The organism is Bombella apis (genome assembly GCF_018221685.1).
Taxonomy (GTDB): Bacteria; Pseudomonadota; Alphaproteobacteria; order Acetobacterales; family Acetobacteraceae; genus Bombella; species Bombella apis.
The window spans coordinates 261,859-284,786 of the sequence record NZ_JAGJTM010000003.1 but is presented as its reverse complement, the minus strand read 5'-3'; the positions used below and the strand labels follow the sequence as shown (position 1 = coordinate 284,786).

At 57.1% G+C, this 22,928-nt stretch carries 22 protein-coding genes; 12 read left to right on the top strand and 10 right to left on the bottom strand.

All coding sequences use genetic code 11. From position 1 onward, the window contains the following. Positions 1–94 precede the first annotated feature (94 nt). Positions 95–724 (bottom strand): DUF2026 family protein, encoded by a 630-nt coding sequence (locus J8Z04_RS03090; protein ID WP_192848267.1) that lies wholly within the window; start codon positions 722–724, stop codon positions 95–97. A gap of 88 nt (positions 725–812) precedes the next feature. Beyond that, positions 813–2,510, bottom strand: coding sequence for an ATP-dependent nuclease (locus tag J8Z04_RS03085; protein ID WP_192848266.1), 1,698 nt, complete (start codon positions 2,508–2,510; stop codon positions 813–815). A 471-nt stretch (positions 2,511–2,981) separates the two neighbouring features. Between J8Z04_RS03085 and rmuC the strand changes: the two genes are divergently transcribed. Beyond that, positions 2,982–4,502 (top strand): DNA recombination protein RmuC, encoded by a 1,521-nt coding sequence (rmuC, locus tag J8Z04_RS03080; protein WP_192848265.1) that lies wholly within the window; start codon positions 2,982–2,984, stop codon positions 4,500–4,502. Between the two features lie 11 nt (positions 4,503–4,513). Here rmuC and J8Z04_RS03075 read toward each other — a convergent pair whose 3' ends face one another. The 4 genes from J8Z04_RS03075 to J8Z04_RS03060 all read right to left on the bottom strand — a co-directional run bounded on the left by J8Z04_RS03075 (position 4,514) and on the right by J8Z04_RS03060 (position 10,161). Next, positions 4,514–5,488, bottom strand: coding sequence for a flagellin (locus J8Z04_RS03075; protein WP_086431468.1), 975 nt, complete (start codon positions 5,486–5,488; stop codon positions 4,514–4,516). A 459-nt stretch (positions 5,489–5,947) separates the two neighbouring features. Next, entirely contained in the window at positions 5,948–6,796 is an 849-nt protein-coding gene (locus tag J8Z04_RS03070; RefSeq protein WP_043559873.1) for a fumarylacetoacetate hydrolase family protein, read from the bottom strand. Continuing rightward, positions 6,793–7,902, bottom strand: coding sequence for a glycosyltransferase family 4 protein (locus J8Z04_RS03065; protein ID WP_192848264.1), 1,110 nt, complete (start codon positions 7,900–7,902; stop codon positions 6,793–6,795). Before J8Z04_RS03065 ends, J8Z04_RS03070 begins: the two co-directional genes overlap by 4 nt. Positions 7,903–7,965: 63 nt before the next feature. Further along, complete coding sequence (locus J8Z04_RS03060; RefSeq protein ID WP_081847696.1) at positions 7,966–10,161, bottom strand: FUSC family protein; 2,196 nt, start codon at positions 10,159–10,161, stop codon at positions 7,966–7,968. Positions 10,162–10,372: 211 nt separating this feature from the next. Here J8Z04_RS03060 and J8Z04_RS03055 point away from each other — a divergent pair, with 211 nt between their 5' ends. Beyond that, positions 10,373–10,855, top strand: a complete 483-nt coding sequence (locus tag J8Z04_RS03055; protein ID WP_086431465.1) for a MucR family transcriptional regulator — start codon at positions 10,373–10,375, stop codon at positions 10,853–10,855. A 133-nt stretch (positions 10,856–10,988) separates the two neighbouring features. Next, a complete protein-coding gene (locus tag J8Z04_RS03050) occupies positions 10,989–11,276 on the top strand; it encodes an HU family DNA-binding protein (RefSeq protein ID WP_103765590.1) in 288 nt (95 codons plus the stop codon). On the opposite strand, the gene J8Z04_RS03045 is transcribed toward J8Z04_RS03050, so the two are convergent. Next, on the bottom strand, positions 11,257–12,201 hold the full coding sequence (locus J8Z04_RS03045; protein WP_052349033.1) for a LysR family transcriptional regulator: 945 nt from the start codon (positions 12,199–12,201) through the stop codon (positions 11,257–11,259). The genes J8Z04_RS03050 and J8Z04_RS03045 overlap by 20 nt on opposite strands. Before the next feature lie 283 nt (positions 12,202–12,484). Then, positions 12,485–13,456, bottom strand: coding sequence for a thioredoxin-disulfide reductase (gene trxB / locus J8Z04_RS03040; RefSeq protein ID WP_192848263.1), 972 nt, complete (start codon positions 13,454–13,456; stop codon positions 12,485–12,487). Positions 13,457–13,753: 297 nt separating this feature from the next. Between trxB and J8Z04_RS03035 the strand changes: the two genes are divergently transcribed. Both J8Z04_RS03035 and J8Z04_RS03030 read left to right on the top strand, forming a co-directional pair. Next, positions 13,754–14,218, top strand: a complete 465-nt coding sequence (locus J8Z04_RS03035) for an Lrp/AsnC family transcriptional regulator (protein WP_043559880.1) — start codon at positions 13,754–13,756, stop codon at positions 14,216–14,218. A 9-nt stretch (positions 14,219–14,227) separates the two neighbouring features. After that, a complete protein-coding gene (locus J8Z04_RS03030; protein ID WP_192848262.1) occupies positions 14,228–15,640 on the top strand; it encodes an ArnT family glycosyltransferase in 1,413 nt (470 codons plus the stop codon). An 82-nt stretch (positions 15,641–15,722) separates the two neighbouring features. On the opposite strand, the gene rpsU is transcribed toward J8Z04_RS03030, so the two are convergent. Next, complete coding sequence (gene rpsU / locus J8Z04_RS03025) at positions 15,723–15,926, bottom strand: 30S ribosomal protein S21 (protein ID WP_026294133.1); 204 nt, start codon at positions 15,924–15,926, stop codon at positions 15,723–15,725. Positions 15,927–16,179: 253 nt separating this feature from the next. Between rpsU and J8Z04_RS03020 the strand changes: the two genes are divergently transcribed. Continuing rightward, positions 16,180–16,668, top strand: a complete 489-nt coding sequence (locus tag J8Z04_RS03020; RefSeq protein ID WP_052349035.1) for a MarR family winged helix-turn-helix transcriptional regulator — start codon at positions 16,180–16,182, stop codon at positions 16,666–16,668. A 91-nt stretch (positions 16,669–16,759) separates the two neighbouring features. On the opposite strand, the gene J8Z04_RS03015 is transcribed toward J8Z04_RS03020, so the two are convergent. Further along, positions 16,760–17,380 (bottom strand): outer membrane protein assembly factor BamE, encoded by a 621-nt coding sequence (locus J8Z04_RS03015; protein WP_373364574.1) that lies wholly within the window; start codon positions 17,378–17,380, stop codon positions 16,760–16,762. A gap of 185 nt (positions 17,381–17,565) precedes the next feature. Between J8Z04_RS03015 and J8Z04_RS03010 the strand changes: the two genes are divergently transcribed. The 6 genes from J8Z04_RS03010 (at position 17,566) to J8Z04_RS02985 (ending at position 22,924) form a co-directional block, all read left to right on the top strand. Continuing rightward, positions 17,566–18,168, top strand: coding sequence for a DUF177 domain-containing protein (locus J8Z04_RS03010; protein ID WP_166651601.1), 603 nt, complete (start codon positions 17,566–17,568; stop codon positions 18,166–18,168). A gap of 220 nt (positions 18,169–18,388) precedes the next feature. After that, the gene (gene rpmF, locus J8Z04_RS03005) at positions 18,389–18,595 is read left to right on the top strand and encodes a 50S ribosomal protein L32 (RefSeq protein ID WP_043559883.1); all 207 of its coding nucleotides are present in this window, start codon (positions 18,389–18,391) and stop codon (positions 18,593–18,595) included. A gap of 108 nt (positions 18,596–18,703) precedes the next feature. Further along, positions 18,704–19,807, top strand: coding sequence for a phosphate acyltransferase PlsX (gene plsX, locus J8Z04_RS03000; protein WP_081563495.1), 1,104 nt, complete (start codon positions 18,704–18,706; stop codon positions 19,805–19,807). A gap of 8 nt (positions 19,808–19,815) precedes the next feature. Continuing rightward, positions 19,816–20,811, top strand: coding sequence for a beta-ketoacyl-ACP synthase III (locus J8Z04_RS02995; protein ID WP_086431530.1), 996 nt, complete (start codon positions 19,816–19,818; stop codon positions 20,809–20,811). Between the two features lie 107 nt (positions 20,812–20,918). Beyond that, positions 20,919–21,230 carry an integration host factor subunit alpha gene (locus J8Z04_RS02990; RefSeq protein ID WP_043561110.1) on the top strand — a complete coding sequence of 104 codons (312 nt, stop codon included), beginning with the start codon at positions 20,919–20,921 and terminating at the stop codon, positions 21,228–21,230. Beyond that, a complete protein-coding gene (locus J8Z04_RS02985; RefSeq protein ID WP_192848261.1) occupies positions 21,227–22,924 on the top strand; it encodes a MerR family transcriptional regulator in 1,698 nt (565 codons plus the stop codon). The genes J8Z04_RS02990 and J8Z04_RS02985 overlap by 4 nt, the downstream gene beginning before the upstream one ends. The last annotated feature ends 4 nt before the right edge of the window (positions 22,925–22,928 follow it).

The following is a 22,928-nucleotide window of genomic DNA, read 5'->3' as shown; positions in this document are numbered from 1 at the left end:
CACACACAAGCGCCCACCTTTCCCCTGTATCAATCGGGGGCGGGGTAATGGGACGGTCGGAGCGGGCCGTTTCCCTATCCACCATAATCGACCACTACCAAGAGCCTGTTGCTACGTTCGCGGGCAGCTTGAGATTTGTCACCTCGCCGAGATCGTTGATCATAGCGAAGGTGGCGAGTTGCTTGCCCTTCGGTTTGCCAAACCACGTCTCGGCGACATGGATCAAATCCGAATTGGCCGGACGCTTGCCAAATTTTTCGAGGAGCGTGTGGGTCAGTTCACGGCTGGGCAGAGTAATGAAATCGCCAATGGCATTCAGGCTATCCAGATCGTACGCTTCGGTGGCGTTCGGTCGTTGCAGCATCTTACGCGGTATGACCGTGTCGCCCGTTGTGCCCGCGAAAGACTCCGGGAAGATCGGGGCCATGAAATCGATGATGTGGGTATCGGTCTGGACCCACATATGGAAGCCATCGGAATCTGCGACTATCTGGCCGCCTTCATTGCGACCAAAAAAGGCGACCTTTGGTTCGTCGCTAATGCAGATGGCGAGATTACCAGCGACTGCCGTCGCCGGGATTTTGTAGCGCGTCTCTAGGATGTAGGCCCCGAAGACGGCGAAGAAGATGCAGGACCGTTCGGCGGTGCCTAGGCCTTCGATCACGCCACGCGCCACCTGATGGATGCGGTTATATTCGCTGAGTGTGAGGAGGAATTTTTTCATTTCAGCCTCGGTGATAGATCGGTGGACATCTCTCAAACGCTAGGCGGAATATAAAAGATATCTGGACGCGGGTGATTAGGAAGAACTCTCAGTTAGGTATGCCAAGGCGATGTGGGTCGTCGATCCATCGCTTGATTGTTTCGATGAAGCCCCAGACATCATCATTGGCGGGAGTGAGGTAGTGGGCGTCATCCGGATCAGCGCCCATTGCAGCGAATGTATTCAGCAACCACTGCGTTTTGTTAGCAATCTTGGTGATCCCTCGGACTCCATTCAGCCAACACTCCAACTCGCCTGAAGTCACGAAAAACACGCCATAGCGTGCAAAGTCGTCTATAAGAGCCTTTGCGTCGTCGCGGCTGTCTTCGGGCAGAGCTCCAATCCCAAGCTTTTTGCAATCCTTCCTGCCAGTACTTGCCATGATCTTAGCCAGAGCATCACGTCGAACTTGTAGGGGCTTCAAAACAGCATCCTGTGCGCCGAGTAGCGGCCAGATATGAGCAAAATCGTTGTCCATCAGAACATCGAAATCCATGATGCTCGCCGCAGGCACCCCCAAGCTTCTCAAAGGCAAAGCGATGCGCGGAATAGTTTGCCAGTTCTGTGCGTTCAAAAACAGGGCATCTTCTATTCCGCGATGTTCCATCACCAACCGAGCATTGACCTCATCATAGAATGCTCGATCTGCATCGGCTTCGCAGACAATTACGCCTCGATGAAATAAACCCCGCATTGCATGTGCGGATCGCAAAAGCGGATCGCTCATGAGTTCGCGGACGCGTGCCGGCTCTATGGATCTGCTAGTTGCTCTTCCCAAGTCATGGGTTAGCCGTACGATCCTGAGTTCCGGCGCTGTTTGCATGCATCCCAGAAGGAAATCGGCGCTATGGGTCGCAACCACTAAGGTTGCGTTTCGCTCGCGTGCCGTCTGGGCGAGTACGCTGCCGACACGGCGTGACAGGGTTGGATGCAAGAACGCCTCTGGCTCATCAATGAGCAGAATGCGATCAGGCAAACTCATCACCGCAGACACGAGGCCGACAGATGTTTTGACGCCGTCTCCAAGATCGCTGAGCAGATCGGCATCCGCATGAAATGCGCGTGCTTCGCTATCCAGAGCTTGTTCCTCCGCCTCCGTCTTCGGTGCACGTTTGCTGAGACGGATACGAAATTGCGTCATACCCGTAGGGTCGACAACGAAGAACTTCGCGAACGCATCCTGAGTAAATTTTCTGACTTTCTGCCGGGCGTCTTTATCAAGGAAAAGCGCCCAGAGATGATTTTGCGGCTTCTCTTCAAGCGATCCCGTTGCTTTCGGATCTGTCAGATCAAATCGTGTGCGACCATCCAGTAGGATGGTGAAAAATTGAACGAAATTACTTCGTAAGGATTCGTGAAAAGCGTCGTCGGCCCAGCCCTCGAACCACTTGCCCGTATGGACGTGAATAAGTAGCTGCTGCTCATTCAGTTTTACGCTTGGTTTCTGAAAATAAGTATGATCGGCGACTGTCGTATTACCTGGCGGTGTAGCGATTTCAAACATCTTCATCATCGCCGCGATGCCCTTCCGATCCGGAAGGGAGAGTTCGATGCTGTCTAGTAATTGGTAGCTATCAATCTCCTTGTTCGCACACTTCGCATGTATCTCTCGCAGTGTACGACTTTTGCCGGCATTATTGGGGCCCACAAGGATCGTGACGTTCGGACAATCGATGGCCAAGGGAAGTTGGCCGGGCGCGGAGCCTGCCTTGAATGTCAGTCTAGCGACTTTGAGAACATCTTTCATGACAACGTTAAATCAGAACTCGCTCGACTTCGTCCAGTGTAACGTCATCGGCTGCTCCGATAACGATGCGGCGGGCGGATGACGGTCACCAACTTCCCACTATGATGCCGCTTTCGGGTGGGGGCAAATTCTTGCTGAACGTTCAGCTTGCAGCGCAACGCTGCAGAAGTGGAGCCGCTTTATAAATGGTCGCCTTCCCACGCCGTCGCCAAAGAGCAGCCGGTCCGCCACCCATTGCAGCCATTTTAGAGTGCTATAGCGTAGGTGTAGTTCTCGGTTTCGTCGGCTTCGGCCCGCCATGATGATTGTTCCCTTTGCATGTAAACTTTCGGTGCCGGGCGTTGTTCACCGGCAGGCTGGCCTGTGGCCTGATAGCCCGTTAGTTTGATACCCCGTAAGATATGGACTGCCTCCTTCAGACTGGTTTACGGAGGTCATGGTCCCAAACCGGGGCCTTTGGGAGGGAGCAACATGCAGATATCCGTACTGGTGATCGGTACCGTCGCCATGGCTATCGTGGCGTTTCTGGCGGCCGGGTTGGGGTATCTGCTGGCCATGAGGCGGGCTGGGTTGAAGATATCTGATCTTGCCATGCAGGTCCGGCAGATGGAGGTGGCCTTCCAGCAGGCCAGTGACCGGAATGTCAGGGATGGTGAGGAGCTTGCCCAGCTCAGGAACAGGCTTCATGACACGGAGCTTGCGGAGAATACAGCCCGCACGCAGCTGCGCAATGCCCATGAGACGGTCCAGCGGCTGGATGTGGCCCTGACGGAACGGGGCGGACAGTATGAGGCCCTCCTCCAGAAATATGGCATGCTGGAAAAAGAGCATGTGGAAATCAGAACGACGCTGGAGCGGAAAGAGGAACATTTCCGGGAGCAGATGCAGCAGCTTGGCGAGGCCAGGCAGTCGCTGGGGAAAGAGTTCGAAAATCTGGCCAACAGGATATTCGAGGAAAAAGGTAAAACCTTTGCCGATGCCAGTCAGGTCAGTCTGTCGTCCATGCTGAAGCCGTTCCGGGAGCAGATCGAAGGGTTTCAGAAGCGGGTCAACGAGGTGCATGATGCGTCTCTCCAGGGGAACAGCACCCTCAATGCGGAGATCAGGAAGGTTCTGGAGATCGGCCTGAAGATGAGTCAGGAGGCCACCAACCTGACATCAGCCCTGAAGGGGGATTCCCAGCAGCGTGGTGCCTGGGGGGAGGCGCAGCTTCGCCGGACCCTGGAGATGAGCGGTCTTGTGGAAGAAGCCCATTATGAGGTCCAGAGTTCCTTCCGGGATGCGGAGGGGCGGCAGAAACAGACGGACTATCTGATCCGGCTGCCCGAAGGCAAACACATCATCATCGACAGCAAGGTGTCACTGAATGCCTATGACCGGGCCGTGGCGGCGGAGAGCCAGACGGAGCATGAGGCCGCTCTCAGGGAGCATGTGAAATCCGTCCGCCGGCACATGGATGATCTGGCCTCCAAGGATTACACGAACCTGATCGGGATGCGCAGTCCCGGTTTTGTCCTCATGTTCATGCCGATCGAGCCGGCCTACATCAGTGCCCTGAAAGCAGACCGGGACCTGTTTGACTATGGGTACAGGAAGGGCATCGTGCTGGTGTCCCACACGACACTCATTCCCATCCTGCGGACGGTCGCCAATCTGTGGATGATCGAACGGAGCAACCGGGAAGCCCGTGAGATCAGCGAGAGGGCAGGGGACATCTACAATTCGGTATGCCTTGTGGCCGAAAGGTTGAATAAGCTGGGCGGAAGCCTGAACACGGCAAGCAACCATTACAACAGTGCCGTCAGGGCCTTGGCCGGGCAGCAGGGGCTGTATGGCCGGGTGGACCGTTTCAGGCAGCTTTCAGCCAAGGTCAGCAAAAATCTGCCCCGGCTGGAGGCCCAGCACATGGATTTTGAAACGGAACGTCTCGGTCTGATCGTGGAACCGGTGGAAGACGGCACCGGGCAGCCGGTACCGGTGACCGGTGCCTGAGCACGCCGCCCTTACTGGAAGAGGGACAGGATGTTCTGTGACTGGCCATTGGCGATGGAAAGGGACTTGATGCCGAGGGACTGTTTGGTCTGGAGAGATGTCAGTTTGGCAGACTCGGCAGACATGTCAGCATCCGTCAGCGCACCGGATGCTGCCGTGAGGGAATCGGACGATTTCTGCCCATAGGCACTCATGGAGCTGATGAGCTGCATGTTGGCGCCAAGGTCGGATGTGACGTTGGTCATCGCCTGGATGGCGTTCTGCGTGATCTGGATCATTCTGGGAAGACGCTGGGCCGTGGCCGCCGCATTGAAACCGTCGCTGATGCGGGCACCGTCAGGAGTGGCCGTCAGGAAGTTGTTCACGGTGGGGTCTTCCCCAGGCATTGCGCTGCCAGGTGTCATGCCGAACAGTTCCGTCATGATGTGGCCGATCCCGTAACCGGTCGTGAGGCCGATCATGTAACCGTAGCTGTTCAGTGTCTGCGTGTCTCCCTGGAGGCTGGTGACAAAGGTCAGGCTGTTGGAGGTAATGCCCATTCCGTCCCCCGTGCCGCTCAGCGTGCCGCCGGAAAGAAGATTGACGCCTTTCACCGTGGCGTTTCGGGCGATGGTGTCGATGCTCTTCATGTAACCTGTCAGCTCTTTGTTGAGCTGGCCGAGAGATGATTCATTGCCGATGTTGTTGCCAACGGTTGTCACGGCATTCTGGACATTCTGAAGAACCTTGATGATGCTGTTGGCCGCAGAGTTGGTAGCGCTGAGAACCTGGGAGGCATAGCTTAGCCCGTCATTGACAGCACTTTGTCCTGCAATGTCCCCGCCAATCTGGGAGGCAATGCCGAAAGCGGCTGGATTGTCGGAGGCATTCGCCACTTTCTTGCCAGTGGAAACAGCGTTTTCCGTGTGGGCCAGATCCGTCTGTGTCGTGTTCAGTGTTTCCAGGGCAGCCAAGGAAGACTGGTTGGTGTTGATGGAAAGACTCATGGCCCTTTCTCCCAGTTCATTAAGCGGAACCAACGGACATCTGCTGGCGGATGCAAGGAAACACGAAAATTTTACAAGCTTCTTAAATTTTGAATGAAAAATGGTTCTTCACTTGTTTTATGAAAGTCACATTAGAGCGCCATTAAGATTCATCATGTTGAGAGCTGATTGTTTATAATAGAGCAATATGAGTAATGTTTTAATTATATGAGATGGATTTCATGGCGACATGTCGTGAAAATGGCATATGTGCATCTCAACTTCATGAGCCAAGGACCGTCAGGATGACATGGGTTTCTTCCGGTCCGGTATTGTGAAACCAGTGCTCCATGTCCACGAGAATAATGGCCATCCAGCTGGTGGCAGGTGAAAATGGCGCGGGCAGGCGGTGGATTCAGAGGACAGTTCTGTAAGTATCTGTTTCTGTCATTCTGTCTTTCATGGGGTTGTTCTGTTTTTTCATCGTGTCCATCGCACGAGTGTCTGCTTCTGTTCCCCCAGCCCTTCAATGCCAAGCCGCATTTCGTCACCTTCCTGCAACCACAGGGGCGGCTTGTGTCCCATCCCGACACCGGGCGGTGTTCCGGTGGCAATGATGTCGCCGGGCAGGAGCGTCATGTACCGGCTGAGATAGGCGATGATCTCACGGACAGAGAAGATCATGGTGGCTGTCGAGCCGTCCTGACGGCGGGTTCCGTTCACGTCCAGCCAGAGGCGCAGGTTCTGCGGATCAGCGATCTCATCAGCCGTGACAAGGAAGGGGCCGACAGGCCCGAAATTGTCGCAGCCCTTGCCCTTGTCCCATTGTGAGGACTGCATCTGGAAACTGCGTTCTGACACATCATTGACGATGCAGTAGCCTGCCACATGCTCCAGAGCCTTCGCTTCCGTCACATGGCGGGCTGTGCTGCCGATGACGATGCCCAGCTCGACTTCCCAGTCCACTTGTGAAGCATGGGGCGGGATGGGGATGTCGTCATGGGCACCGCAGAGGGCGGAAGGAGCTTTCAGAAAGACGATTGGTTCCTGCGGGATGGGAAGACCGGCTTCTTCGGCATGATCGGCATAGTTCAGGCCAATGCAGACGCATTTGGAGACATGGCTGATGGGCACGCCGAACCGGGGAGAGCCTTCCACGGCTGGCAGGGTCGCTGCATCAATGGCTGCCACCTGAGCAAGGGATTGTGGGGAGAGACGCTCCGGCGTCAGGTCACTCCAGAGTCCCGAAAGGTCACGCAGTGTACCGGAACTGTCGATCAGTCCGGGCTTTTCAGAACCGGGGCGGCCATAGCGGCAGAGTTTTGTCATGACGGGGTTTTTCCTGAGGGTTGCGGGGTGGTCATCCGCTCCAGTTTTTCAACGATTTTTCCGCATCGTTGCGTGAAAGCTTCCCGGCTGTAATGCTGTTCGATGTAACGTTTTGCAGCTTTGCCGTAGTCGTTCAGCAGGGCCGGGTTCTGAAAAATTTCTGCCAGCGTGTCGCAGAAGGTTTCAGGAATCCTGTCAGGTTGCAGCAGGAATCCTGTCCGGTCAGGCTGGACGCTGTTGCGCATTTCCCCGACCGGTGTCGCCATGACAGGCAGGCTCATGTTCATGGCCTCATGGGCAGCCAGACACATGCCCTCATAACGTGAGGGCTGTGCGTAAAGCTGGAGCGTGCGGAGAAAGGCCGGAACATCCGTCTGGAAACCTTTCAGGGAGACGTGGTTTTCCAGCCCGTGCTGCCGGATGAGGGTTTCAAGCTCCGCCCGCTGGGGGCCATCGCCTGCAAAGGACAGGTGCACGAGGTCTGCCCACTGGGGATGACGTGCGCGGAACAGGGCCAGACCTTCGATGAGCAGGGGATAGTTTTTCACCTCATGCAGTCGCCCCGTGCTGCCGATGTGCAGAGGTGTCCCGCCATTCCAGTCCGGGGCCGGGTGGTTTTCGGGGGCGGCCACATAAAGAGGCCAGGACGTGATTTTCTCCGGCGGAATGTTCATTTTTTCCCGAAGGAAACGGGCTACATAAGCGGAATCTGCAACCCATAGCCGGGTAATGCGACGGCCTGCCGTGGTGGTGAAACGGATGCTGGCACTGTTCTTCCAGCTGACAACGGGAATATTGAGGAGTGCTCCGGCCAGCTGGCCCAGCAGTGTGGCCCGGCTCAGGGAGGTCCAGATGATGTCGGGCCGGTTCCGGCGGAGCAGGCGCAGGAGACGGATCAGCGTGAGGAAGAAACTGCGGCGCCGGCTGTCCAGAAGATGGTAGGGGATTCCGGCCTGTTCCAGATGGGGAGCTGCCCCCATGTCCCGAGGCTCGCAGGCGGTGACATCCACCTGATGGCCGAACTGTTCGAGGGTTTTTACGATATCCGGGATGGCAAATTCAGCCCCACCCGTTTCCAGGCTTGTGACAACATAATGGATCTTCATGGAGACGGCAGAACCTCGGACAAGGGCAGGGAGGCAGAAGTCTGGCTGCCCACAGGCGGGAGATCAAGCCCTTTGCGGGTGGCCTGCGTATGAATCCTCATCATGGGGCAGGGGGATGGGGCCTTCACCACGGAAGGGCTTGCTGGCATCCAGAAAATTCTCGTTTGTCCGCAAGGTGTGTTCGATCACCACAAGATGGGCCAGGGCACGGGTTATTTCCAGCCGGATGATGGCCTCATGGTCCTGTGTGTCCAGCTCACGCAGGCGGCGTATGGCGGCCCGGGTCAGGCGGGCTGCCCGGTCATGCCGGCGGGATGAGTGTTCAATGTAATAGAGAACCAGCGTGATGGGGCGGCGGGCGCTTTCCGGCAGATACTCACGGTTGAGCAACCCTCGCAGGCGGATGATGTTCAGCCCGAGTGTCAGGGTAGCCAGCGTACCCTGAATACCGGCCTCCACAAGGGGGGACAGGGTGGTTGCGTGGCTGAGAAGGCGAGAGAAGCGGTCCGTACTGTGGCCAATCCATGCGCTGATCTGCGGTGTGCTGCTCAGGCTGGCAAGATTGCGCAGCTCCCGCAGTGTGGCACGGCGCAGCCGGAATTCTTCGGCCTTGCGGTTGAAAGGCAGGATGCTGCGGAAGATCAGCACGGCCGTTACACCTGCAAGGATGATGGCGAGGTTGGTGTTGTAGAATTTCGTCTCGTCAATGACATGATGATTCTGGATGCCCAGCATCAGGGGCATCAGCAGGTTGAAGGCCGAGGCTGCCGGGGCTGTGGCGGGGTTGGCCCGGGCTAACCCTCCGATCATCATCACGCAGGACAGGATGAGCACCAGAGGTTCATATGTCGTGACCATGGGAATGAAGATGAAGCAGAGCAGCCAGGCCACGCACCAGCCTACCGCAAGCCCTTTGAGGAATTTGATTGTTCCCAGTACGGGGTCTTCCTTTGTGGCGAAAAGGCCGCAGATCAGGGCCGTGATGCTGATGAGTGTGTTGCCATTGGACCATGCCGTGATTTCATAAATGAAGGATGTGACCAGAATGGTCAGCGCCGCACGGAACCCGTTATTGAAGGCAAGTCGCCCGTCCCGGTGCGTATGGCGCTGGAACTGGAAATGGTCACCACGCACACTGTGCGTGCTGGCGTGATATTCCGTGATGGCTTCTTCCAGATCACCGATCAGATCCCCAAGGGATGAGAACAGAATACGTTCATCCAGTGCGGAATCAGTAATGATGGTGGTCTTGTCCCGTAGAGGGGTTAGTGGGCCAGAGGTGGAGATGATCTTTTGCCGGTGCGGGGTTGCATAACGGCGGCAGATGTCCCGGAGGTGCTGGAGCTCGGCGAGAAGTTCCGAGATTTCGGCTTCCTGGGGAAGGCGGCTGGAGAAGTCCTTCAGAAAATGCCGGAACGCCCGTGCCACCGTGTCAAAATCCTGATGGTTGGAGGAGAGCAGCTCCAACCGTGTAGCCATACCGAAACTGCGGGAGAGCAGGGCAGATACGGCGGCCAGGGCGGCACGGGCATGGTCGCCTTCATGACCATGCGCACCCATTTCCAGTTCCGCAAATTCGATCTGGTCGTTGATGGAGAGGATGGTGCCGAACAGCTTGCGGGCTTCTGTCAGGGCGCCGGTGTCCCTCTGGAGAATATGGTGGAGGGTGTCGGCCACCAATGTCAGGGCCGATTCCAGTTTCTGCCGTATCTTGAGATGGGCTACACGGTCCTGGTTGAAGGCGAAGAGAAGCCCGATGAAGGCCTCACACAGCACGCCGAGGATGATGTAACTGGCACGGGATACGGCAAACATGAAGATGCTGCCCGTATGCGGGACGACATCCATGCAGATGATGGCGCAGGTGTAGCCGGAGAGAACCAGCGCATAGGAGCGGAAGTTGCTGACAAAGGTGGCCAGCCCGCTGCAGAGGCCAATCCACAGGGCAATGATCGGGAAAAACAGCCAGGGAGCCTGCGGATATATGCCGACGAAGATCAGGGCCGCCACACCGCCAGCCAATGTTCCTATGATGCGCCAACGGGCTTTGGAGAGGCTTTCTCCTCGTGTCAGCTGCGCTACGGACCAGACCGTCATGGGGGCCCAGATGGGACTGTCCAGCTCCAGCCAGAGAGCGATCCCCAGAGACAGACAGGCTGCAATGGTAGTCCGCAGGGCGAAGAGAAATCCATCCAGAGACGGGGTGAAGATCCAGTAGAAAAAGGACGGGGTCCTGAAGTTCAGAAAACGGGTGATCATTGCGCATCCAGTGGCTTTCAGGACGGGAGATTACTGCCCTTTACGCATGGATGCGAGGGGTCACACTTATAATTGAACAAAAATATCGGAGTGATTTCAGAGGGAATATTTTTTTCATTATCATGGAATATTTCTCTTTTTTGTTTAAAGGAAAAATAGTAAAACTTTTCTGAAAATTCTGCTGAAGACTTGTAGCTGCAAAGGTTATTCAATGACGGACAATACTCAGGCTGAAGGAACTCAGACGGCCCCGAATGAAGAGCGCAGAAAGCTGCTGGAGCTGACGACTGATATTGTCGTCGCAAAGTTGACTGGTTCTGATGTCTCTGCTGACAGCCTGCCGGGACTGATCCGCCAGGTTTATGAGGCACTTGCCGGGCAGGGGGGAGAAAGCGGTGACGTAGTGGAGCAGACCCGGCAGCAGCCGGCCGTGCCCGTGCGCAAGTCCGTCTACCCTGATTATATCGTCTGTCTGGAAGACGGAAAGAAGCTGAAGATGCTGAAGCGGCACCTGAAGAGCACGTATGACATGACGCCGGACCAGTATCGGGAGAAGTGGGGTCTGCCTGCGGATTACCCGATGGTGGCGCCAGCCTATGCTGCACGGCGGTCCGAGCTGGCCAGAACGATTGGGCTCGGGCGTAATATTGGTGTCTCAGCCGAGAATAAACGGGATAATGGCAGTAAAAACTGAAACCGTTTATTAACATCAATCTGAAAAAAGCCGGGCGTAAACCCGGCTTTTTTCATAGTAGAGCATTTTTTCTTGACGTTTCTGGCGTCCTATTGTCACTCTTCGGAAGAATGATCAGTGACGGAGAGTTTGGATGACACGCTCGGAATTTGTCGCTTTACTGACCTCCCGCCTGGAGGGTGTTTCCAGAGATAAGGTTGATCAGGCTGTTGATGGGATATTTTCCCGTATCGCTTCTGGCCTTGCAGCAGGGAACAGGGCCGAACTGCGTGGCATAGGCAGTTTTGGAACACGCCAGCACACTGCCCATCAGGGACGGAACCCGAGAACGGGTCAGTCAGTGGCTGTCAGGGCGAAGCGTGTTCCTTTTTTCCGGGCTGGAAAAGACCTGCGCGAGAGGGTCAATCAGCCGAAGAAATGAACGGCTCTGCGCTATGTGAGGGGGTTTCTTTCCCCGTACGGGCCGTATTGAGTTCTTCCAGCAGGAAGTCCCGGAAGACTGAAATCCTTTTGGAGCTTCTCAGCTCTTCCGGATAGACAAAGAACGCCTCTGCCAGCGGGCCGTGCACATCTGGGAGGATACGGACAAGGTTAGGATGGGCGGAAGCCGTGTAGAAAGGCAGGGTTCCGATGCCGTTGCCCTGCGCAATGGCCATGCCGACCGCCGCAATGTTGTTGACGGCAAGGCGGACCTTGGGGTGGAGGATGATTTTATCCTTCACGAGCCGTTCAATCAGCCAGTTTACATGGGGCAGGGGAAGGTGCCAGCCAGCAAAGCCGATCAGATTGTGGTCGGCTAGGTCCTTCAGCGTGGTGGGGGTGCCGTGCTCTTCCAGATACTCCCGGCTGGCATAGATGGGCATGTGAAAACTGGCCAGGTGACGTTGGATGAGGTCGGGCTGGGTGGGAGGATGGAGACGGATGGCGACATCAGCTTCCCGCATGCTCAGGTCAAGATCGGAATCCTCAAGCAGGAGCGTGACTTCCACATGGGGATGACGTTCCATGAAATGATGGAGACGGGGTGTCAGCCAAGAGAGGCCAAAGCCTGATGTGGTCGTGACCTTGATCTTCCCGGCCGCTTTCTCCCTGTTTTCACTCAGGAAAGCCTGGGTCAGGGCCAGTTTGGAGAAGACCTCCCGGGCCGTGCGGTGGAGCACCTCGCCCTGCTCGGTCAGGATAAGCCCACGGGCGTGGCGATGGAAGAGAGGTACGCCCAGTACGTCTTCCAGTGCAGAAATCTGCCGGGAGACAGCAGACTGGCTCAGGTTGAGACGATCACCGGCATGAGTGAAGGAGCCGGCTTCCGCCACGGTATGAAAGATACGGAGTTTGTCCCAGTCCATTTTCTGATTCCCGTACGCCCCTTCGCAATAATCATGGCCAGCTCTGCTCATAACGCCCCGCATCGTAACCTTAACCGTCTATCTATTTCATGAAAAATTCCCGAAAAGAAACGATCGGTCAAGGGCAGAATGCCTCTAAAGTTGGTTATATTTTCGTTAAATGAAGATGAAAGGCCATGAAAAGGATAGAGTTTAGTCCATTTTAGCTAGTGTTGACTGATAGAGGGCAGATCATCTTTCAGCAAGGCGAAAATGAGAGATGGTCTGCCCCTGTGCAGGTCTGTCAGGCACCATATTTTTTTTCGGCAAGGTAACGTTCCGCTTCCAGAGCGGCCATGCAGCCCGTACCGGCAGCCGTGACAGCCTGACGGTACGTCTTGTCCTGAATGTCGCCGGCTGCGAAGATGCCGGGGATGGACGTTGAGGCAGTTCCCGGCTGGGTTGTGATGTAGCCTTCTTCATCACAGAGGACTTCATGCCGGAAGGGGCCTGTGCTGGGGCTGTGGCCGATGGCCACAAACACGCCATCCACGGCGAGACGCTCCGTTTTCGTGTTATCCTGCGTGTCTGTCAGCTCAAGGGCCGTCACGACGGCGGGTGAACCTTCACCGATGATTTCGCGGACAGCCCGGTTCCAGTGAATTTTGATCTTGGGATTGTCATGCAGGCGCTTCTGGAGGATGCGTTCGGCTTTCAGGCTGTCACGCCGGTGGATGAGATGCACGGTAGAGGCGTGGTGGGTCAGATAGAGGGCTTCTTCCACGGCCGTATTGCCCCCGCCTATGACGGCAACGTCCTTGCCGCGGTAGAAGAAGCCGTCGCAGGTTGCACAGGCAGACACGCCAGCACCCTGATATTTCTTTTCAGAATCGAGACCAAGCCACTTGGCCTGGGCGCCCGTGGCAATGACGACTGTACGTGCCAGGAACAGGTCGCCAGAATCCCCTTTCAGGTGGAAATAGCCTTCTGCATCAGGGCCCTGCTTGAGGGAGGCTTCCGTGATGAGGTCATAGAGCAGCTTCGTCCCGACATGTTCAGCCTGTTCCCGCATCTGTTCCATGAGCCATGGCCCCTGGACAGGTTGTGCAAAACCGGGAAAATTTTCGATTTCATCCGTGATGGTCAGCTGGCCACCGGGCTGCATGCCGGTAACCAGAAGAGGCTGCATGCCAGCCCGGGCGGCATAGATGGCTGCTGTATAGCCTGCCGGTCCGGCCCCGACGATCAGCATGTCGGTATGATGTGTCTCTGCCATTGAAAGCTCCGTGGTAAAGGGATCATCTTCCCGGCTAGGGGGATGAGAGGAATGGTTTCGAAGGGGCGGGGTGATCTTAGGTCCGCTACGGGCTGGAGGATAACAGATATAGTATATGAAAGATTTCGGTAAAAATAATTATCTTGCGGAGAAACGAAATATTATTTCTCTTTTCCATGGGAAGAGTTTTCACATAAGAAAGATCAGTCTATACAGGCGGGGATAACCCCCTGCGGATGAGCCCGTTCCCCATCCGGGCCGCATGGGGGTTCTGTGAGCAGAGTTGCTGGAAACCATATGAGCATTGCAGACCTTGATGAGATTGACCGCAGTATCCTGGCGGAGCTCCAGCAGGATGGCCGTGTTACCAATGTGGAGCTGGCCCGACGGGTGGGAATTTCTGCGCCGCCCTGTCTGCGTCGTGTCAGGCGGCTGGAGGAGATGGGGCTCATCCAAGGCTATCATGCGACGCTGGCTCCGGCGATGCTGGGTTGGTCCATCACATTTTTTGTTCTGGTCGGGCTGGACAGCCAGAAAGGTGCCGTGCTGGCAGAGTTCGAGGCCCTGGTCGCAGAATGGCCGGAAACGCAGGAATGCCACATGATCCGGGGAGGGGAGGATTTCCTCCTCCGTCTCATGGCCCGGGATGCGGAACATCAGAATCGTCTGACACGGGACCTGATCGAGGTAACGCACGTCGTACGGGTACAGACTTTCCAGGTCATCAGGACAAGCTGTGAGAGAGCCGGCGTTCCGCTCTAGGAGCGGATCATGCTGAAACCTGTCCGCTTTTTCAGGCGCTGGAAGCCATTGCATATCCTGTTCTGCTGTGCGGCTCTGGGGCTCATGGTGCGGCTTTTTCTGGCTGCTGAAGTACCTCTCATACCTGATGAGGCCTATTACTGGCTCTGGTCCCGCCATATGCAGGCAGGGTATCTGGACCATCCCTTCATGGTGGCGTTGTGGATTCGGCTGGGAACCCTCTTGTGGGGGGATACGCCGTTTGGCGTACGGTTCTGTGGTCTGGTCGGTTTTGTCTGTGCCAACATATGGCTTTTTCTGGCCGCCCGTCGTTTTTTCCCTTCTCGTGACAGGGTGGGAGTTCGGGCGATTCTACTGTTGAATGTGACCCTGATGGCGTCTGTGGGGCTTGTTCCGGCCACGCCAGATGTCCCTCTGTTTGTTTTCCTTTGTCTGATGTTATGGGCTTTGTCTGGAGCCTTGCAGTCCCATGGGGCGGCAGCCTGTGGCTGGTGGGTGCTGTGCGGTATTGGTCTTGGTCTGGCAGCCGATTCCAAATACACGGCTCTTCTGCCGGGGCTCGGTCTGGCGGGGTTTGTTCTGTTTGGCGGCCGGGGGGCTTGGCGTATGGCCGGCCCCTGGTTGGGGGGAGGGGCAGCAGCCCTCATGGTGCTGCCAACCCTGGTCTGGAATGAAAGGCATGGCTGGGCGGGTCTGCTGAAACAGGGCGGACGGGCTTCGTACTGGCATCCTGAACGGGCGGGGCAGTTTCTGGGGGAACTGCTGGCGGGGCAGCTGGCCCTGTTGACCCCTTGGGTTGCTGTCCTGTGTTTCATGGGGCTATGGCGTGCCCGCCATGGGCAGCGTGTGCTGTTGTGGCTGTCCGCTCCTGCGCTGCTGCTGTTTCTGGTGAATGTGACGGGAGAGCGTGTCCAGCCCAATTGGGTCTGGGTGCTGTATCCAGCCCTTATCCTGGCCGGGGCCGCTTATGCGGGTCGGCTCAGGGGAGCCTGTATGACGGGGGGCATCTGCACGGTTCTGGTCTATGCTCAGTGTCTGACGGGATGGTTGCCACTGCCCCCGCATATGGATCCCATCGCAAGGTTGGGGGCAGGTTGGGGTGATCTGGCAGCAGCGGTCGCAGAAGAGGCCGAAAAGGCAGGGATTTCATGTCTGGCAACGGACGATTATGCCCTGGCCTCAATTCTGGCGTTTCAGAAATCGCAAGGTCTTGCGGTGCTGGGAAAGGATTCCCGATGGGGCTATGTGGCAGGGCTTCCTCATGAGACGGTCAGGACGGTCCTGTATCTGAAGGATGGTCGGTATGGACCGGTGCCCGCAGGCGGCTGGGCCGTATGGCGGAAGGACAGGAAGCGGCCTGTAAGGGTCTATCTGCTGGAAAAACGGCACGACCTTTCCGGCTGGATCGTGCAGCGGCCTTGATGGGCGGCATGAAGGCAGACATGAAAAAAGCCATCCGAACATGGATGGCTTTCTCATTCGTACAAATACGAACAGGCTGACTTCAGAAGCCCTCGCGCTCCAGGCGCTTGCGCTCCATCTTGCGGGCGCGACGCACGGCCTCGGCAACCTCGCGGGCGCGGCGCTCGGACGGCTTTTCAAAGTGGCGACGGAGCTTCATCTCACGGAAGACGCCTTCGCGCTGCATTTTCTTCTTGAGGGCTTTCAGCGCCTGGTCAACATTATTATCACGAACGAGAACCTGCACGGTGTCGTCATCTCCTTTGGGGTTCTGATCCTTCCCGAGCGGTGTCTGTAGCATCACCCATTGAAGGACGCGGATCCGATTACAGTGTGAAGTGGCCTATCATACTCCAAAACGACAGACAATAGTTTCTGATGGGCATAAAGGGTGGAGGCCCTCTTTATCTGTGGATTATTTCGCCTGTCTGATGGTTCCTCATGGCTGGTGGGCGTATGGTGCATGTGGATGAGTGTGTGGTGAACAGGAGGAGGACGGGATGGGGGTACAGAATGACAGGCGTACCATGGTGGATGCGCACCTGTATCTGCGTGAAAATTCCATCAGGCAGTCCTTTGAGGGGCTCCTGGCCCTCTGGCGGTCCCTGTCCGCTGCTTGTGAAGGAGGGCTCGACTCTCACGGTCTGGGGCCTGCCCATTACCGGATCATGTTTTTTCTGGGCAGCCATGGCGGATTGCTGCCCAGTGAGCTGTGCAGGCGGCTTGGCATTACTAAACAGTCGCTGGGCCGGGCCCTTGGCGAGCTGAAAGCGAAAAAACTGGTCGAGCAGAAACAGGATGAAGGGGACCGGAGGAAGCGGCCCGTTTTTCTGACAGATGAGGGCAGACAGCTTGAGGCAGAACTTTTTGCTGCCATTCGCACTGTCCTGACACGGGCATACAGGCAGGTTGACGGAGCCGCTGTTGATGGGTTCCGCAGGGTCTTGCATGTTGCCGAATATGGCGGGCCGCTCTCGGAGGGGGGATAAGAAAAGGGGAGGAGCCGGACAAAGACTCTTCCCCTTCATGGAAAGGATTTTTCAGCCCGTTAGCCCGTCACCAGGCTGCTGGACGGATGGATCAGGGCATCGAGTTGCCGACGCCCCCATTGCCGGTGCCCTGGCCACTCATCGGGCCGGCACCCATGCCACCATTTCCCAGTCCGCCGAAGGTGCTGCCCATGCTGCTCATCGGGTTGTAGCGGCCCACATTGCCCAGCAGCTCCCGCAGAACAGAAATATGCGTGCCCGGTGTCGGTGTAGCTCCGCCTGCCATGGAGACACGGATGGCATCATGCCTGTCCAGCACGTTCATCTTGCGGAGAACGCCAGCATTGTCGAAATTCAGGACCAGGACCTGCTGCTTGTCCACAACCGGATGAGCCAGCGGCACGAGGTCCTTCGTCATGGAAATGTAGATCCATGTATTGTCATTGAAGGTTGCATGGGCTGTCGGAGAGCCCAGTATGCTCAGGGCATCATTCTGGGTGCTGGAGTTGAGGACCAGCTGGTCATAATCCAGTTTCTCGATCAGCGCCCCGCGCGGGATGGGCGGCGGGCTGATGGCCTCACAGCCGCTGAGCATCAGCACCCCACCGGCCAGAAGGCCTGTCCAGCAACGGCGTCGCAGTGCCATGAAGCGGGCCAGACGGGGGAAGGGGGAGCTCTTGTCCGGGGTGGAGGCAGTAGAGAAGCTGGTCATGAAGGGCAAACTGTCCTGATGATATGCGGGCAAGCCATACGTGCTCTTTCCGGTGCCTCAGAGAGGGCAGCATGTCAATCTTTTTCGTGGATTGTCGGGCTGTGGCTGTCCGGCAGCAGTTTAGGCTTGACTTCATGGCGTCAGCCCCTTCTGAAAGAGGCACCCTGGTAAATTATCGTGAGGTCATGATGTCATCTGGAGGCAGAGCAGACGCCGGAACACAGCCAGAAGAAAGGATTGCGCCAGAGTTCTCGCGCCGCATTCCACTGGCAAAGACGGGCCGCCCTCTTGAAGAGCATGTGGAGGCCAATGCTGAGGAGAGGGAAGGTCTGCGGAAGCGCTTTGGTCTTCTGTCTTTGAAGGAGCTGTCCTGCACTTTTGCGCTGAGGCGGGGGGCGGAGAATATCGTACTGGCGGAAGGTCATATCCGGGCGGAGGTGGAGCAGGCCTGCATCATCACGGGTGAACCGGTGAAAGAGGTGATCGACGAGCCGTTCAGTTTACGTTTCGTCCCGGTTTCCGAGATGCCTGATGAAGAGGATATCGATATTGAGGCTCTGCTTCAGGAAGATGCCGATGATGTTCCTTATGATGGCCGCATGATTGATCTGGGCGAGGCTGCGGCAGAACAGCTGGCCCTCTGCCTGACTCCTTATCCGCGGCGGGCAGGAGCAGGGCTGGAGCAGTTCGTGGAGGTCACACCGTCTGATGATGAGCTGGATGCACGGCCCGGCGCAGCCCGGGAAAATCCTTTTGACGTGCTGAAAAAACTCAGGAAGGAGCCGTGAAGGAGTGGTAATCTTTCCGCCTTTCTGGTAAAGGCAGGGAGTAAGGAGCGATGCCGTAGTGGCATTGATGCTTGCAGAGAGATGCTCTCTCTGCTAGAGCCCCACGCCTGAGCACCGTGGCTTATGGCGGTGGTGAAGACCTAATGAGATTTCTCTGGCTTGAGGCCGCGCCGTGCGGTAGCAGAAGCCGGATACGCAACCCAGTGAGAGGCAGATACCCATGGCCGTCCCTAAGAGAAAGACTACGCCGTCCCGTCGTGGCATGCGTCGCAGCCATCAGGCTCTTCGTGTTGAGGCGCATGCTGAATGCGCCAACTGTGGCGAGATGAAGCGCCCGCATCATGTGTGCAGCCATTGTGGCCATTATGATGGCCGTGAGGTTGTCAGTGCAGAGGGCCGTGCGCTGAAGACAGCCGTTCGCGCCTGATTGCCCGTATCCTGAGGGATACTGCCGCCCCGGGCTTCCGGTCCGGGGTTGCATTTTCGTGCATCCTGCCTGAGCAGGAAAAACAAGGAATTTCTGGGGGCTGCACTCATGACGGAGGCGTCTGGCGTCAGAGCTGAGGGTGGAGTCGAAAAGCAGGCTGCACAATCCCCGGCTCCTTTTACTCTGGCCGTTGATGCCATGGGGGGAGATAACGCCCCCGAGATCGTTCTTGCGGGACTGGAGATGACGGCCATCCGTCACCCGGACATCCGGATTCTTCTCATAGGTGATGAGAAGGTCCTGAACGCATCACTCGCAAATTATCCCAAACTTTCTGGAATCTGCACCGTGCGCCATGCGCCGGAAAGCATTCCCATGGAGATGAAACCCACTGCGGCGCTTCGCGTGCGGGGATCCTCCATGCGGGTCGCCATGGAGGCTGTTGCCTCTGGTGAGGCTCGTGGCGTCGTGTCCGCCGGGAACAGTGGTGCGATGCTTGCATTGGCAAAGATCATCGTAAAAGCCCTGCCCGGTATTTCTCGCCCGGCCATGGCGGCTGTCCAGCCATCCGCCCGTGGTGATGTCGTCATGCTTGATCTGGGTGCGAACATCGTATGCGATGCCCGCAATCTGGTCGAATTCGCCATCATGGGGGAGGCCTTCGCACAGGCGGCCCTGTCCCTCAAGGCGCCCAGCATCGGGCTGCTCAATGTTGGTTCGGAAGAGCTGAAGGGCGACGAACGCCTGAAGCAGGCTGCCGAGCGCCTTCGGGACAGTGTGTTGTCTGACCGTTTCCACGGTTTTGTGGAGGGGCATGACATTACCGCCGGTGTGACCGATGTTGTCGTGACGGATGGTTTTACGGGCAATGTGGCACTGAAGACTGGTGAAGGGGCGCTGAAGCTGGCTTTCGGGTTGCTCAGGAGCGTGTTCATGAGTAGCTGGTTGACCCGGATCGGCTACCTTCTGGTCCGCCCCGGTCTGCGCCGCATGAAGGAATGGATCGATCCTAGCCGCTATAATGGCGCCGTTTTTGTGGGGCTGAATGGCATCGTGGTGAAGTCACATGGTGGGGCAGATGCCGAGGGTTTCGCCTCTGCGGTGGATGTTGCCGTGGATGCGGTGGAAAACAGGCTGAATGACAAGATCCGCCATCGTCTGGATCAGCTCGGCATGTTGGGGCAGTCTGGAGAAAGCAGAGAGCAGGAGTGACGTCTTCCATGGCGCAGGATAAACAGGTCCGGGGAGCGGCAGCGGGTGCCCGTCTGACAGGTGTCGGCAGTGCCCTTCCGCAGCGTGCTTTCAGCAATGAGGAGCTGGCTGCCGAATTCAGACTTGATACGTCGGATGAGTGGATCAGGACCAGGACCGGAATCCGTCAGCGGCATATTGTGTCTGGCGATGAATCCGCCGTATCCCTTGCGCATCTGGCAGCCCAGCGGGCGCTGGAACATGCTGGCAGAACAGCAGATGATGTGGATGCCGTCATCGTGGCAACATCAACGCCGGATCAGGTATTCCCTTCCGTTGCCGTACGTGTTCAGGCGGCTCTGGGCATGGAACGTGGTTTCGGGTTTGACGTCAGCGCAGCCTGCTCTGGTTTCGTGTATGCGTTGACAGTGGCTGATTCCATGATCCGCTCCGGTCAGGTCAGGCGTGCCATGGTGATCGGTGTGGAGGTATTTTCCCGTCTTCTGGACTGGGAAGACCGTTCCACCTGTGTGCTGTTCGGGGATGGCGCTGGTGCGGTCCTGCTCGAGGCAGGCGCAGGTGAGGGAGAGGGTATCCTGTCCACGCATCTTCACGCAGATGGCCGTCTTGGTGATCTGCTCTATGTTGATGGTGCTGTTGGCTGTGCATCTGGCAAGGTGGCGTTGAAAATGCATGGGCGGGAGGTGTTCCGTCATGCTGTCGTCAACCTTGCTGCTGCTGTTGATGAAGCGCTGGAGACAAACGGTCTCAAGGGCACGGACATCCAGTGGCTGGTGCCGCATCAGGCGAATCTGCGGATCATTGATGGCATGGCCAAGAAGCTTGCCCTGCCGTCGGATCGTGTCGTGGTGACGGTAGACAGGCACGCCAACACGTCGGCGGCATCAATCCCTCTTGCTCTGGATGAAGCGGTCCGGGATGGGCGGATCAGGCAGGGCGATCTGGTCCTCATGGAGGCCCTTGGTGGTGGCCTTACATGGGGGTCTGCTCTGGTGAGAATGTAAGGCCTTTCCAGGCGGAATCAGCGCTTCTGAAACTCCCCTGATTTATATACAGGGGAGTTCGTTTTTTCAGTGTGCTAATCAGATGGCTCGTGATACCTTTTCCCATTATGGAGACAATTGCACGCGCTGATCTGATAGAGCTCCTCCAGGAGGAGCATGGCTTTTCCCGGCAGCAGGCTACCCTGTTTCTGGAGAAAATGTTTGAGCTGTTCATCCAGACTCTTGAGCAGGGCAAGTCGCTGAAGATCAGCGGCTTCGGTACGTTCGCTGTACGGGATAAAGCAACCCGTCTGGGGCGGAATCCCCTGACAGGGAAAGAGGCCATCATCTCGGCCCGGCGTGTGCCGTTCTTCCGGCCATCCCGTCTTCTGCGGGACAGCGTCAATGGCAGACCATCAGCTCAGGATGCCCATCAATGATGTCCACTGATTCATCTCAGCCTCAGCATGGGGGCTTGAGGACAGCCATCAGCGTTGCAGGGGAGCTGGGGTTGCCTCTGTACCGTCTGCATTCATGGGAAAGTCTTTATCCTGTTTTCAGGGTAAAGCAGGGTGAAGACGGGCAGAGTTATTACGATGAGCAGGCTGTCACGGTCGTGCGCAATATCGCCCGGCTCCTTTATCAGGATGGTGCCAGAAGCCATGAGGTTGTTCCATTGCTGAAGCGTGAGGGGATCATCAGTGATGGCACGCCGCTTTCCGTCTCGGGCGGGGCGGAGACAGCTGGTCACGGCGAAACCTCTTCACCTGACCAGCTGAAGGAGTTGCAGAAGGAAAACAGAACGCTCAGCGATCGTCTTGAGGAGTTTGGTCAGATTGCGCTCTCCCTCAAGACACTGGAAGATGAGAATGCTTCCCTGAAGGAAGCGCTGGAGCAGTCCCGGTCTGCCCCGCAGCCTCAGAAGGACGCAAAGGGTGGTTATGTTGCAGAGCTGGAAGAAGAGAATCTGGCTTTGCAGGAAACGGTTGAGCGTCTGACGGCGGAGACGGCCACGTATCAGCAGGCGGTTGCCGACGGGAAGGAGCAGCGGCTCCAGCTGGAGACGCTGCGATCAGAGCTTGCCGGGTTGCGGGCGGAGCGTGACAGGGCGTCGGCCCTGCATGAGGAGCTTGAGGCCGTACGGGCGGACATCAGGCGTCTTGAAACCGAGAACGGGGCGCTGCGTGCGGCTGGGCAGAAGCAGCGTGAAACGGAAGCCACTCAGGGACGTGTTCTGGAAGAGCGTAACGCCGAGTTGCAGAAAACTGTTGATCGCCTGATGGCTGAAGCCAGAGAGCATCAGAAAGAGGCAGAATCCCGGAGGGAACGTTTGAGCCAGCTGGAAGGGCTGCGGGTCAAGCTGGCCGACATGCAGGTCGAACATGGGCGGATACAGACCCTGAGCAGGGAGCTGGAAGAAGCCCGTGCTGAGGCAGAACGGTGCCGGGGGCTGGAAGCTGAAATCGAGACACTGCACAGGGCTGCCATGGAGCGGCAGACAGCGGGTCAGGCCAGACAGCAGGAACTGGAAAAGCAGGCTGCGTCTCTGCGGGAAACTGTTGATCGGCTGAAAGCTGACGCCAGAAAACAGGTGCTGGCAGAAGAAGCCAGGTGGAATGAGGTGCAGGCTCTTCAGGGGCAGTTGAAAACCCTGCAGGCAGAGCATGAGCAGGTGCAGACCTTGCAGTCGGAAGGCGCTGCTCAGCAGAAACAGCTTGCCAGTCGTCTGGAGGCTGTAGGGGCAGAGCGGCAGGAGCTTGTGCGGAAGCTGGAACAGTCTGTTCTGATCATGCAGTCCCTTGAGGATGAAAATGTCCGTCTCAAGCGTTCCCTGAAAGAGAGTGAGGAAAAATTGGCAGCACAGGCTGTCATCGTTGGCAGGGTGGAGCATCTTGAAGCGGAAAATGGCGAGCTGAAGCAGGCGCAGGCCGGGTTTGCCGGTGAGCGTGAACGCCATGCCGAGGCAGTGGAACGTATCCGTGCCCTTGAGGGGGAAGGCGTTGTCCTGCAACAGAAGCTGACAGCCCAGGATATGGAAAACCGTCTCCAGGTCCGGCGGAAGGATGAGCTGGACAGGCTGCTGCATGATCTTCTCGGCGAACTGGCCGAGATGAAAAAAACCCTTACCCTCTGAAAAA